This is a genomic window from Neorhizobium sp. PAMB6630 (assembly GCF_058242775.1).
Genome location: NZ_JBZAYV010000002.1, coordinates 583,582 through 596,997, shown reverse-complemented (window position 1 = coordinate 596,997; position 13,416 = coordinate 583,582). Strand labels below are relative to the sequence as shown.

Annotated in this window: 9 protein-coding genes; 4 read left to right on the top strand and 5 right to left on the bottom strand. The window is 60.3% G+C overall.

Annotated elements, in window-relative coordinates; genetic code table 11:
• Positions 1–211: 211 nt before the first annotated feature.
• The 3 genes from AC4CWF_RS21485 to katG form a co-directional block, all read right to left on the bottom strand.
• Entirely contained in the window at positions 212–1,231 is a 1,020-nt protein-coding gene (locus tag AC4CWF_RS21485) for an IS110 family RNA-guided transposase (RefSeq protein ID WP_136600331.1), read from the bottom strand.
• A 228-nt stretch (positions 1,232–1,459) separates the two neighbouring features.
• Positions 1,460–3,331, bottom strand: coding sequence for a hypothetical protein (locus tag AC4CWF_RS21480; protein ID WP_491287474.1), 1,872 nt, complete (start codon positions 3,329–3,331; stop codon positions 1,460–1,462).
• A 180-nt stretch (positions 3,332–3,511) separates the two neighbouring features.
• Entirely contained in the window at positions 3,512–5,731 is a 2,220-nt protein-coding gene (katG, locus tag AC4CWF_RS21475) for a catalase/peroxidase HPI (protein ID WP_491287473.1), read from the bottom strand.
• 184 nt (positions 5,732–5,915) lie between these two features.
• On the opposite strand from katG, the gene AC4CWF_RS21470 reads away from it, so the two are divergent.
• Positions 5,916–6,836: a LysR substrate-binding domain-containing protein gene (locus AC4CWF_RS21470; RefSeq protein WP_491287471.1), complete on the top strand. Its 921-nt coding sequence runs from the start codon at positions 5,916–5,918 to the stop codon at positions 6,834–6,836.
• Positions 6,837–6,862: 26 nt separating this feature from the next.
• Here AC4CWF_RS21470 and AC4CWF_RS21465 read toward each other — a convergent pair whose 3' ends face one another.
• Together AC4CWF_RS21465 and AC4CWF_RS21460 are read right to left on the bottom strand one after the other, a co-directional pair.
• Positions 6,863–7,807 (bottom strand): Gfo/Idh/MocA family protein, encoded by a 945-nt coding sequence (locus AC4CWF_RS21465; protein WP_491287745.1) that lies wholly within the window; start codon positions 7,805–7,807, stop codon positions 6,863–6,865.
• Between the two features lie 125 nt (positions 7,808–7,932).
• A complete protein-coding gene (locus AC4CWF_RS21460) occupies positions 7,933–8,931 on the bottom strand; it encodes an MDR/zinc-dependent alcohol dehydrogenase-like family protein (protein ID WP_491287469.1) in 999 nt (332 codons plus the stop codon).
• Between the two features lie 243 nt (positions 8,932–9,174).
• Here AC4CWF_RS21460 and AC4CWF_RS21455 point away from each other — a divergent pair, with 243 nt between their 5' ends.
• From AC4CWF_RS21455 to AC4CWF_RS21445, 3 genes are read left to right on the top strand one after another with little or no spacing between them, the layout of a single operon-like run.
• Positions 9,175–10,284: an NAD-dependent epimerase/dehydratase family protein gene (locus AC4CWF_RS21455; protein ID WP_491287467.1), complete on the top strand. Its 1,110-nt coding sequence runs from the start codon at positions 9,175–9,177 to the stop codon at positions 10,282–10,284.
• Positions 10,281–12,311: an NAD-dependent epimerase/dehydratase family protein gene (locus tag AC4CWF_RS21450; RefSeq protein WP_491287466.1), complete on the top strand. Its 2,031-nt coding sequence runs from the start codon at positions 10,281–10,283 to the stop codon at positions 12,309–12,311. The genes AC4CWF_RS21455 and AC4CWF_RS21450 overlap by 4 nt, the downstream gene beginning before the upstream one ends.
• Positions 12,308–13,414, top strand: coding sequence for a glycosyltransferase family 4 protein (locus tag AC4CWF_RS21445; RefSeq protein WP_491287464.1), 1,107 nt, complete (start codon positions 12,308–12,310; stop codon positions 13,412–13,414). The genes AC4CWF_RS21450 and AC4CWF_RS21445 overlap by 4 nt, the downstream gene beginning before the upstream one ends.
• Positions 13,415–13,416 lie beyond the last annotated feature (2 nt).

Sequence of the window (13,416 nt, the reverse complement as noted above, 5' to 3'; positions counted from 1 at the left end):
TGCAAGCTTTACGTTGAAGCGGTCTGACGCTGGTCGATTGCAAACATCTATACGGCGTCATCATTTCCGAAGCGCCCAAATGGGGTATCCGCACACATACGCCTCAACAAATGGGAGACCTTGTCGGCCATTATAAAAGACAGGTTCCGTATGTGCCGGTCCGACCGTTCATTCCATTTCAACCTTCAGCCTGCAATTCGCATGCCTGCTCTTAAGGATTGGCCCGGTATTCGCCACCGTGCTGAAGCAAGGCCCATATCACCCTTGCGTTCTTATTGGCGACAGCAACCGCTGCGCGGTTGTAACCACGCCTTTCCCTAAGCTCGTTGACCCATTCGCTCGCAGGGTCAGATTTTCGTTGCGCCGTTCGCACCACTGACCTTCCGCCGTGGACCAGAAGTGTTCGCAGATGCTGACTGCCTCGTTTGCTGATGCCAAGCAGTACGCGTCGATCGCCGCTGGAATGTTGTCGCGGCACAAGGCCCATCCATGCCGCCAGGTGCCGGCCATTCTTAAAGTCTGCTCCATCACCAACAGCCGCGACAACTGCCGTCGCAGTCTTCGGGCCGACGCCACGAATCTTGGCGATACGCTGACAAACATCGCTCTCGCGGAAGACGGCTTCGATCTGCTTGTCGAAGTATTTGATCTTTTCGTTGAGCTGCAAAAGGAAGGCATGGAGCGTGCCAATGATATCGCGTGTCAACTCGGTGATGTCGATCCTTGGATTATTGATGATCTCCGGTATCGTTCGCTGGGCGATCGAAGCCGACTTTGCGATCGCTACACCACGCTCGAGAAGCAAACCTCGCATCTGCGAGATCAGGGCGACACGATGATTGACCAATCTCTGCCGAGCACGGTGGAGGCCCTGGATGTCCTGCTGGATGATCGATTTCTTCGGCACGAAGCGCATGTGTGGTTGTTGAACGGCAATGCATATTGCCTGGGCATCGTTGCCGTCATTCTTCTGGCCCTTCAAGAACGGCTTCACATACTGCGGCGCAATGATCTTCACAGTATGCCCCTGAGACTCAAAATGCCGCTGCCAGTGAAAGGCACCCGTGCAAGCTTCGATCCCAATCAGGCAAGGCGGCATAGCCTCGGTCACCTGAAGCAGTTGATCGCGCATCACGCGTCGTCTCAGCACAACCTGACCATCGGCGCCCACGCCATGAAGCTGGAACACATTCTTGGCGATATCAATTCCCAGAACCGCAACGTTTGCCATGACAACCTCCTTCGTTGGCGCGACCAGTTTGACTGCGGGGTGGGGGAACAGTCCATCCCATTAAGTGGATTGTTATGAATATGCCACTAGGTCGCTGCTTGAAGTCGCATTGTGCTAGTCGTTTCCCAGCCCGTCGACCATGCCAGACACCGCAATTCTCTTCCCCCAACGATGGTCGAACAGTCCCAACTGTTTGAACCGAGCGACCCCGCCGCGGTCGACTGCAGCTTATCCGAATGAGCACGACACCGCATTCTTCATCGCGGGATCGGCAAATATGATCGAGGGAGTAGTGTCCAGTCCCACGGACGTCGGAATGAGAACAGAGTAGCCGGTTACGTCGCTCTCGGACAGTTTCAATGCATCGTTGACATCGGTGCGGGGGACGCGCACCGCAGAGACATAGCGCGATCCATCGACGCTGACGAACAGGACGTAGTCTTTGTTGTCTGGGGCTGCCCGGTTGTAGAGCCAGCCCTTGATGTTGATGTAACGGATGCCGTTTTCCGTAACTTCGGTTTTTTCGTCGATGTTACCTTCGCAACGCTGCGTGGTAGGAACGACATTCTTGAGCTGAACCGGGGCGACAGCCATGAGGCAACCGGCCACTTCCGCTGCGTTCCAATCTCGCTGTTGCGCAAATGTCAGGATCGCTTGTTTGGTCAAACCCTGGGGTGGGCAGGACACGACAGCGCCAAAACGTTCGGCATCCAGATATCTGTCGGGGTTTGACAGAGGCGCGGTCGGGTCCGACATCCAGTGCGGCGCGGTGAGGGATTTCCTCTGCGCCATATAGGCGAATGTTGAACTCCAGTCGTTTCCGTAGGCTATGAACTGATCGCCCTCAGGCATGGTTGTCCGAAGCGCAAGGCCAATCGCATAGTCGCGATCAGAGCTGGTGAAACGCTGCGCCATTGCCGGGTAATACGTAGCCGAAAACATGACATAGTTCGAGATGACCACAGCCGTGGTGAACGCACACATGATCAGAGATCCGCGTGCAGAAGACGAGAAATGCCCCACAGCCACCGAGAGCGCAAATATCAGGAACAGGACGTTGGCGGATTGATAGTAGGTGTGGACGATATGCAGATTGGTAAACATGAAAAACGGCAGCAGACCCATTGCGGTGCTGCTTAAGGCCACGAGAAGCACTGTTTTTCTTTTGGTGTTGAAGGCATGCACAAGGAAAAAGGCCAGCAGCGACAGACCAAGGATGCCACCGAGATTGCCGAGCACGACGCGTTTCCAGATTACCTCCGTGTACAGCTTGGAATCGAACCGCTGGGCGAGTGTTCCCCAGTTCCATGCACTCAGGTTGGCTGAGGTTAGGCGATTTCCGATCTCATTGAGGGCCTTCAGTTGGTCAGTGTAGGAGACCCAGGCAAAGCCGATGGCGACGGGAAAGGTCAGCAGAGCGAAAAACAGACAGAAATTTCGCCTGGAGAATATGTCCTCACGGATTTTCCCCTGCAAGACGGTCTGAACCAGAAAGATGCATGCGGTAATCATGAAGATCGGCAGCGTCGTCGTGGACTTCTGGAGCATCCCCAACGTTGCAAACAGAACGGCATATCCAATCGTGCGCAGGGTGCGGTCACCCTTGGATATCTTCAGGAAATAAACGAGATAGCAGAGCGTGAAGAAGAGAGCCGCGGTCTCTATCATGAACGATCTTCCCCAGTAGAGGTAGATCGGAGACGAAAGGAGCAACGAACAAAAAACGAAAAACGTCGATCCGTTCAACTTAAGTGCATCAATGCTGTACTTTGCCGGAATGACACAGGCGACAAGAAACAGATAGCTCGTGATGCGGCCGCTGACATCCAGGGGAACACCCAGGTATTTGGTAAGAAGCGCCACCACGATCTGGTAGATGGGGAATTCAAACGGGATAGACCAGGGCGTACCCAGCACGGGTGTCTGGTAGCCCAACTGAAAGCCATCCTTTAAAAACCAATAGGCTGAAATAGCCGTCTGCGTCTGTCTGAACGCGTACATATCCAGCGGCGGCTGCGCTGCATGCCACACTGCAAAAAACACAGTTGCGACGAAAACCACGAAGGCCAGGGCAGCTTGATAGCGGTTTGCAAATGTCATTGTTTTACCGGCATTGTTCGACAGGAATGCTGTTCCTTTCCGCTGTGCCGATTTATGTCAAGTGTCGCTCAGATATATGGGCGACCTCCACGGTAGAATGATGTGTAAACTTCAACATCTCATGGCTGTGTGCCCCCGGTGCAACGCCCGGGGGCACGTTTTGATGTAAACCTCGGCCGATCAGGTAGCCAGATCGAACCGGTCGGCGTTCATTACCTTCACCCAGGCGGCGACGAAGTCGCGGACGAATTTTTCGTCGTTGTCGCTCTGGGCGTAGACTTCAGACAGGGCGCGCAGCTGAGAGTTGGAGCCGAAGACGAGATCGACGCGGGTGGCGGTCCATTTCATCTGGCCGGTCTTGCGGTCGCGGGCCTCAAACGCCGTCTCGGCCGGCGAAGTCGGGGTCCAGACGGTGCCCATGTCGAGCAGGTTGACGAAGAAATCATTCGTCAGCTGGCCCGGACGGGTGGTGAAGACACCGTGCGTTGCGCCGCCATGGTTGGCACCCAGGACGCGAAGGCCGCCGACGAGAACCGTCATTTCCGGTGCCGTCAGGGTCAGCAGCTGCGCCTTGTCGATGAGCAATTCCTCGGGCGAGATGGTGAACTCGACCTTTTGGTAGTTGCGGAAGCCATCGGCGACCGGTTCCAGAACCTCAAAGGATTCCACGTCAGTCTGCTCGGCTGTGGCATCGGTGCGACCCGGCGTGAACGGTACTTCGATGGCATGGCCGCCGGCGCGGGCTGCTTCTTCCACGGCCGCTGTGCCGCCGAGCACGATGAGGTCGGCCAGCGAAACCTTCTTGCCGCCATCCTGTGCGGCGTTGAAGGCCGACTGGATGCCTTCGAGCGTGGAAAGAACCCGGGCCAGCTGTTCCGGCTGGTTAACGGCCCAATCCTTCTGCGGGGCAAGGCGGATGCGGGCGCCATTGGCCCCGCCGCGCTTGTCGGAGACGCGGAAGGTGGAAGCGGAGGCCCAGGCGGTCTGGATCAGTTCCTGGTTGGTGAGGCCCGACGACAGGATTTCGGCCTTCAAGGCCGCGATATCGGCCTGATCAATCAGGGTGTGGTCAACCGGGGGCACCGGATCCTGCCAGAGCAGCTCTTCCGAGGGCACTTCCGGGCCGAGATAAAGGACTTTCGGCCCCATGTCGCGGTGGGTCAGCTTGAACCAGGCGCGGGCGAAGGCGTCGGCAAACTCCTCCGGGTTCTGGTGGTAGCGGCGCGAGATCGCCTCATAGGCCGGATCCATGCGCATCGCCATGTCGGCGGTGGACATCATGATCGGCACCTTCTTCGACGGATTTTCAGCGTCCGGCGCCATGTCCTTTTCGGCAAGGTTGATGGCGTGCCACTGGTGCGCGCCGGCAGGGCTCTTCACCAGCTGCCATTCGTAGCCGAAGAGAACGTCGAAATAACCCATGTCCCATTGCGTCGGGTTGGCGGTCCAGGCGCCTTCAAGGCCGGATGTGATGGTGTCCGATCCCTTGCCGCTCTTGTAGGTGCTCATCCAGCCAAGGCCCTGTTCGGCCATGGCAGCCCCTTCCGGCTCGGGGCCGACATGGGCGGCGTCGCCTGCACCATGGGTCTTGCCGAACGTGTGGCCACCGGCCACCAGTGCCACGGTTTCCTCGTCGTTCATCGCCATGCGGCCAAACGTGTCGCGGATGTCACGGGCAGAGGCCAGCGGATCGGGGCGGCCGTCGGGGCCTTCCGGGTTGACGTAGATGAGACCCATCTGCACGGCCGCTAGCGGGTTTTCCAGCACGCGATCGCCGGTGTAACGGCTGTGATCCTTGTCGCTTGTGGTCATCCACTCGACTTCGGGACCCCAGTAGATGTCTTCTTCCGGTTCCCAGATATCGACGCGGCCGCCCCCGAAACCAAAGGTCTTGAAGCCCATGGATTCCAGCGCGCAATTGCCGGTGAGGATCATCAGGTCGGCCCACGAGATGGCGTTGCCATACTTCTGCTTGATCGGCCACAGCAGGCGGCGGGCCTTGTCGAGGTTGGCGTTATCGGGAAAGCTGTTGAGCGGTGCAAAGCGCTGCGTTCCCGATGTGGAGCCCCCGCGGCCATCGCCCGTGCGGTAGGTGCCGGCGCTGTGCCAGGCCATGCGGATGAAGAACGGGCCATAATGGCCATAATCTGCCGGCCACCAATCCTGGCTGTCGGTCATCAGGGCGTAGAGGTCCTGCTTCAGGGCGGCAAGATCCAGCGCCTTGAACTTTTCGGCATAATTGAAAGCCGGGCCCATCGGGTTCGACAGAGCCGTGTTCTGATGCAGCATCTTCAGGTTCAGCTGGTTCGGCCACCAGTCGCGGTTGCTGCGCATGCTCTGGCTGGTCGCGCCATGCGCGACGGGACATTTGCCGCCGGTGCCTGTCTTGGTAACGTCCATTTTTCCATCCCTCCGAGAGTGGTTGTTCTGGTTTGCGTGATGATCAATGTCCTGTGCGACACCTTCAAGAAGGCGCGAGCAAAGGGGTCCGTCCCGACCGCTTCATCATCTTCATCAACAACCTTATCAAGGTGGATCGATTAATGTAATTAGGAATAAATGATGGTTTCGATAGGTTAAGGTTATGATCAGCCCAACGCTCCGGCAACTGCGCTATTTTGAGGCTCTGGCCCGTTTTGGCCATTTTGGCCGGGCGGCGGAAGCCTGCGCCATTTCGCAGCCGGCGCTTTCGGTGCAGGTGAAGGAACTGGAGGAAATGTTGGGGGTGACGCTTCTGGAGCGCAGCGCCCGCCAGATCCGGCTCACCAGTTTTGGCGAGGAGTTCGTGCTGAGGGTGCGTGAAATCCTGCGGGCGGTGGATGAACTGGGGGATCTCGCACGGGCTTCGAAAAGCCAGCTGGCCGGGCGGCTTCGCATCGGCATCATCCCGACAATCGCGCCTTATCTGCTTCCGGCGATGATTTCACGCCTGACGCGCGACAATGCCGGCCTTGATATTCACTTGCGCGAAACCGTCACGCCAAAGCTTCTCCAGGAACTGTCGGAAGGCAGACTCGACACGGCCATCGTGGCACTGCCGGTCTCTGAACCGTCGCTCACTGAAATTGCGCTGTTTGAAGAAAATTTTCTGCTGGTGCGCCCCGCCGAAGACGCGGGAAAACCGGTGCCGAACCGTGAAAAGCTGCGCGAAATGCGACTTCTGCTGCTGGAGGAGGGGCATTGCTTTCGCGAGCAGGCGCTGTCCTTCTGCAATATCGGCGCCGGATCCTCAAAACCGCGTGAGCTTCTCGACGGCAGTGCGCTCTCGACGCTGGTGCAGATGGTGGGGGCCGGTATCGGCGTGACGCTGATCCCGGAAATTGCCGTGTCGGTCGAAACTCGCTCCGCCTCGGTCTCCATTGCCCGTTTCGAGGACCCGCAGCCGTCCCGCACCATCGGCATGGTGTGGCGAAAGACCAGCCCCATCTCCCGCCAGCTGATGCAGGTGGCAGACGTGGTGCGGGATGCAGCCGCAAACCTTCGCGCCCAAACCTCCGACACGTGAGACGTGCAGCGGAGAGGCTTTGCCCCTCAGTCGCGGTGCCTTGCATAAATGCGGTCGAGAATATCGGCAACATCCACCAGACGGTCGGCCTCGGGGTCATAACCTTCGCCGGCGTGAAGGCGTCTTGCCCAGTCGGCTGCGGCCCGTCCGCCCCAGTCTTCCGGCGGCGACGACAGGACCTCGCGCGTCGTGCCGCGAAAACGTTCGGTGCGGAAATCGTAAAAGGAACCATCGACGTTGGAGAGGCTTGCACCGCCGCCGCTGCCATAGAAGCTGGCGGAAATAACGGCGTCCTGTCCCGCCGGCAGCCGCCATGAGCAGGCAAGCCGCACCGTGGCTCCGCTTTCCAGATCGAGCGTTGCGATGGCGTAATCCTCGATGCGGTCGCTATCGCCTGATATCAGCTGACCGCCGCTCATGAGCCGGCTCGCCACCCGCGACACCGCCGGAAATCCGAGCGACCACAGAGCTGCATCAACGAGATGCACGCCGAGATCGATCACGCAGCCGCCGCCGGACAGCGCCTTGTCATAGAACCACGGCTTGTCCGGCCCATAGGCATTGTGAAACACAAGGTCTGCGGCAAACACTGTACCGAGTTCGCCACCGCGGATGAGATCGCGGATCTGGCGCATGCCCTGCGTGAACCGATAGGAGAAATCCACCGACAGCAGCCGGTCGGCCGCGCGCGCCGCATCCACAACCGCCTGAACTTCGGCGGCCGTTCTCCCGAGCGGCTTCTGGCAGAACACTGCCTTGCCGGCTTTGAGTGCGCGGATCGACTGGTCTGCATGCTGGGCGCTTGGCGTTGCAATCACCACGCCATCGAGATCATCCATCGCCAACATGTCGTCCAGCCGGTCCACGCGCTTTGCATCCGGAGCAAGGGCCAGCGCTTCGCCGGCCATCTCGTCCGAGGGATCGGACACGGCGACAGCCTGCGCAAGGCCGGTTTCGAGAACCTTCTGCATGCGATGGCGGCCAATCCAGCCGGTGCCGAGAAAGCCGAGGCGCAACGGCCGGTTGGCCGCGGCCGGGGCGGCGTCGATGTCTGCGGATATGGTGTGGGTAGGGTCTGCGTCTGTCATCATGTGGTTCATAGATAGGTCACCATCGCCTTCAGGAAACCCTCTGGGCGGTCGCGCGTGGCATCGAGCGCTTCGCCGAGACGGTCCAGCGGATAGCTGTGGGTATAAAGCGGGGAGGGATCGAGCCGTCCCTCGGCGACGGCTGCCACTGCCTCGCGTATCCCCTCGATGTAGATCTTCGGATCGCGCTCATGGGCATTGATCACGTCGAGGCCGCGCCAGTTCCACAGCTGCATATTGACCTGACGAGCGCCGTCCTGGTGATAACCGGCAATGATCAGGCGTCCTCGCTCGCGGGTCAGTTCGCCGGCGAGATCGAGCGGCCACTGCTTGCCGACGGCTTCGATTACCTTGTCGCAGAACACGCCATCGGTCAGACGACGCACCTCCTCGATGATCTCCCAGTGGTCGCGCATCTCGATCACCTCGTCCGCGCCCATCTTTTTGGCAAGATTGAGCGAGAAGGGGCGGCGGGAAATGGCAATCACCCGCGCACCGGCCTGTTTCGCCAGCTGCGTCAGGAGAGCGCCGAGAAACCCGATGCCTATAATGGCAACGGTTTCTCCGGCGCGGATGTCGCTGCGGCGAAAAATGTTCATGGCGCAGCCGAGCGGCTCGCCGGGAAACGGCTTGCCGGCAAGCGCTGCCGGAAGTTTTACGACCGCATCGGCCTTGGCGACATCATGGGTGGCGTAGGCGTGATAGGAGAGGGCAGCGACCCGATCTCCGACGGCAAGTCCCGTGACAGCGTCGCCCAGCTTGTCGATCACGCCCCAACCCTCGTGGCCAAGGCCGCCCGGCTCGGTCGGAAACTCCATCCAGTCCGGTCCGGCCCAGGGTGTGAGGTTTGACGCGCAGACGCCGCAACCTTCCAGCCGGATACGGACCTCGCCTTTTTGGGGCTGCGGCAGCGGTGCCGTCTCAACGGTCATTTCGCCGGCTCCGGTCACCACGGCGGCTTTCATCTGCGTTTCGTCGGCGTGCATTTTCGCGGTCAGATTGTCCATCCCGGTCCCTTCTTTTTGTCGTCCCGCACGATCACGAGACCTTCACGCAAGGGCTAACAAGGAAGCGGCATGAGGGTTCCTGAAGAAGATGACATTGATGAAGTCATAGAAGTGGCAGCTGAAGATGATGCTGGCTAGCGCCTTCGTACAAAAGGGAAATTGCGGTTGGAACATTCGCAGGTGCTGCTTGTTCAACCCTCGAAAGCCCCATCTTCAACCCCCTAACGATCAGGTGAAAACTCCGTGTCTCAGAAGGTCCTCATCACCGGCGGCTGCGGCTTCATCGGCCGCTACGTTACTCAGGAATTGCTGGCATCCGGCTACCGTGTCCGCATTCTCGATGCCCTCATCGATCAGGTACATGGCGATGCAACCGTTGCTGTTCCAGACGGCGTAGAGTTCATCGAGGCCAATATCTGCGACAAGGACCGTGTGGTCCAGGCGCTGGATGGCGTCGATGCGGTTCTGCATCTGGCCGCGGAAGTGGGTGTCGGCCAGTCGATGTACGAAATCGCCCGTTATGTCGGCGGCAACGATCTGGGAACGGCCGTGCTTCTGGAGGCAATGATCGGCGGACCCGTGCGCCGCATCGTGGTGGCATCCTCGATGAGCGTTTATGGCGAGGGGCTTTATCGTACGCCGGATGGGGCAAGACTTGCCCAGGTGCGCCGCAAGGCCGCCCGCATCAAGGCTGGCCAGTGGGAGCCGCAGGGGCCGAATGGCGAGACCCTGACGCCGGCGCCGACCGACGAGGAAAAACCGGTCGATCTGGCGTCAATTTATGCGCTGACTAAATATTTTCAGGAGCGCGCCGTCCTGATCTGGGGTGAAGCGTATGGCGTGGATGCCGTGGCGCTTCGCCTGTTCAATGTGTTTGGTCCCGGCCAGGCGCTTTCCAATCCCTATACGGGCGTGCTTGCCAATTTTGCCTCGCGTATCGCCAATGGCCAGCCACCGATGATCTTTGAGGATGGGCAGCAAAGGCGCGATTTCGTCCATGTACGCGATGTCGCCCGCGCCTTCCGGCTTGCGCTCGAAAAACAGCCTGCCGCCGGCCACGTCATCAATGTCGGCAGCGGTCAGTCCTATTCGGTCGCCGAAGTCGCCTCCATGCTGGCAGACGCCATGGATGCGCCGGAACTTCAGCCCGACATCATGAATAAGGCCCGCTCCGGCGATATCCGCAACTGCTTCTCCGATATCTCCAAGGCTCGCGAACTTCTGGGCTTCGAGCCAGAACACCGGCTGGAAAACACGCTGGGTGAACTGGCTGAATGGGTACGTGCCACCGGCGCAATCGATCGCGGCGCAGAGATGAAGCGTCAGCTCGAACAGCGGGGGCTGGTATCATGACGCCAATAGCAGGCACGTCTGCCAAGGGGCAGTTCGGCTTTGTCGAATGGTTCCGCCCGGGTGAGTTCGAGCGGACCGAACGCCTGCTGCCCGATATCCTCAAAAGTGGTGCCAGCTATCTGCGCACCCATCTCTCCTGGGCTGAATATCTGGCGCCGGGCGGCGAGGAATGGTTCGACTGGCTGATCCCGAAGCTCGGCCGCGAGATCGATCTTCTCCCGTGCCTCCACTATACGCCGCCGTCTCTGTCGCGCACCGGTCGTGCCAATGGCGCGCCTGTCGTGCTGAAGGATTATGCCGATTTCGTCGATCATGTGCTGACGCGCTACGGCCAGCATTTCCGCCATATCGAGCTGTGGAACGAGCCCAACAACCTGCTCGATTGGGATTGGCGTGAAGATGCCGATTTCAACCTGTTCTGCGAAATGGTCGGTGGTGCCGCCTATTGGGCGAAACAGCGCGGCTGGAAGCCGGTGCTCGGCGGCCCGTGCCCCTTCGATCCGATGTGGCTGAACCTGATGGGCGAGCGCGGTGTGCTTTCCGTGGTCGATGCCGTTGGCTTCCATGGTTTTCCCGGCACCTGGGATAGCGAGGAAGGCAGCTGGGGCGGCTGGGATATGCATCTTGGCGAAATGCGGGGTATCCTCGATCGCCATAACCGGGATGCCGAAATCTGGATCACCGAGACGGGTTATTCCACCTGGCGCAATGACGAGATGGAGCAGGCGCACCGCTTCATGAAAGCGCTGCAGGTGCCCGCAGACCGGCTCTACTGGTATTCCTTCGCCGACGTTCCCCCAGATGTCGCGGTGCAGGAAGGCCTGTGGTTTGATCCGCGCCACTATCATCTGGGCGCTGTTACCCACGAGAACCAGCCAAAGCTTCTCGCCCGCCTGCTGATGGAAGGTGGTGTGGAGCGGTTGGCGGATGTGGCGCGCCTTGCGGCCCCCAATCTTGCCTCTGGTGCCGCCCCCATCGTCATCACCGGCGGCAGCGGCTTCATCGGCTCCAATCTGGCCGAGAGTTTTCTGGCTGACGGCGAGGATGTCATCGTTCTCGACAATCTCGGCCGTCCCGGCGTCGACCAGAACCTGGAATGGCTGAAGGAACGCCACGGCGCGCGGGTGCATCCGGTGCTGGCCGACGTGCGCGATCTGCGCGGCATCGAGGCAGCCTTTGCCGATGCCAAATCGGTGTTTCACCTTGCCGCCCAGACGGCGGTGACGACAAGCCTTATCTCGCCGCTCGATGATTTCGAGGCGAACGCCCGCGGCACCATCAACGTGCTGGAGGCGGTGCGCAAGGCCGGCCACAAGGCGCCTGTCATCTTTGCCAGCACCAACAAGGTCTATGGCGCGCTGGAAGATCTTGGCATGCTGCCGATGGACGACCGATACATGCCGGAAGACGTCAGCGTGCGCGATTTCGGTATTGGCGAAGACCGACCGCTGTCGTTTTGCACGCCCTACGGTTGCTCCAAGGGCGTGGCCGACCAGTATGTGCTCGATTACGCCAAATCCTTCGATATCCCCACATCGGTTCTGCGCATGAGCTGCATCTATGGCCCGCGCCAGTTCGGCACGGAAGATCAGGGCTGGGTGGCGCATTTCCTCATTCGTGCCCTGAAGGACGAAGGTGTGTCCATCTATGGCGATGGCCGCCAGGTGCGCGATATCCTGCACGTGGACGATGCTGTGGCCGCCTACCGGGCGGTGCATGCGGCCATCGCGGATGTCAGGGGCGAGGTGTTCAACCTCGGCGGCGGGCCGCAGAACTCGGTCAGCATCCTCTCGGTGCTGCGCGAGATCGAAAAGCTCACCGGCCGTCCGCTCGATACCGCGTTTGGCGAATGGCGGGCCGGCGACCAGCTGTTTTTCGTCGCCGATACGCGAAAGCTGTCGGAACGGCTGGGCTGGCAGGCACGGGTGCGCTGGAGAAGCGGACTTCAGCATCTGTCGGACTGGCTGATGCAGCACCGTTTTGGCGGCGCGGCACCGGTTCTCGAGCGCCGGAGAGTGACTGCATGAGCAAAAGCCTGCATCCGAAAAAGATCCTGATGACCGTCGATGCCGTTGGCGGTGTCTGGCGTTATGCCATGGACCTCGCCAAGGGACTTGCCGGGGAGGGAGCCGAGGTGGTTTTTGCTGGCTTCGGCTCGCGCCCCGGGCCTGAAAAGCAGCGGGAAGCCGCTGCCATCGGCGAACTCGTCTGGCTCGATGCGCCGCTCGACTGGATGGCGAAAGATGAGGCGGAGCTTCTGCCCGTGCCGCATCTGATCGGGGAATTGGCAAGCCGCCATGCGGTTGATCTCGTCCACCTCAACCTGCCATCCCAGGCGGCGGGACTATCGCTTGGCGTGCCCGTGGTTGCTGTATCGCATTCCTGCGTCACCACCTGGTTTGCGGCCGTGCGCGGCATGGATGTGCCGGAGGGCTGGGGCTTTCACCGACGCCTCAACGCCCAAGGTTTTGACGCTGCCGATGCCGTGGTGGTGCCGAGCCGCGCCCATGGCCATATGCTGGACAAGGCCTATGGCGTGATGGCGAAGCTGTCGGTGGTCTACAATGCAAGCCGCCTTGCGCCACAGTCTCCCCCCAAGAACAACATCGTGTTTGCCGCCGGCCGCTGGTGGGATGAGGGCAAGAACGGCCGTGTGCTGGATCAGGCAGCCCAAAGCGTTCAATGGCCGGTGGAGATGGCCGGGCCGACGCAAGCGCCGAACGGCGATGGCATGTCGCTTGTCCACGCCAGCCACGTCGGCGAACTCGGCCATGCCGCCACCATGGACCGGATGCGGGCAGCCTCCATCGTCGTTTCCCCCTCGCTTTACGAGCCCTTTGGTTTGGCCGCACTGGAGGCGGCGCGTCTCGGGGCGGCGCTGGTTCTGTCGGATATTCCGACCTATCGCGACCTTTGGGATGGCGCAGCACTTTTTGCCGATCCGCGCGATCCCAAAAGTTTTGCCGATGCCATCAACCGGCTGATTGCGGAACCGGATCTGCGCGCTGCGCTTTCCCGTCACGCCCGCGACGTGTCGCGTCTTTTCACCCTTGAACGGCAGGTGGAAGCCATGGGCCGCATCTATGGCGATGCGCTCTTGCGATCTTCTGTCCCTGTCGCTGCGGAGTAGAC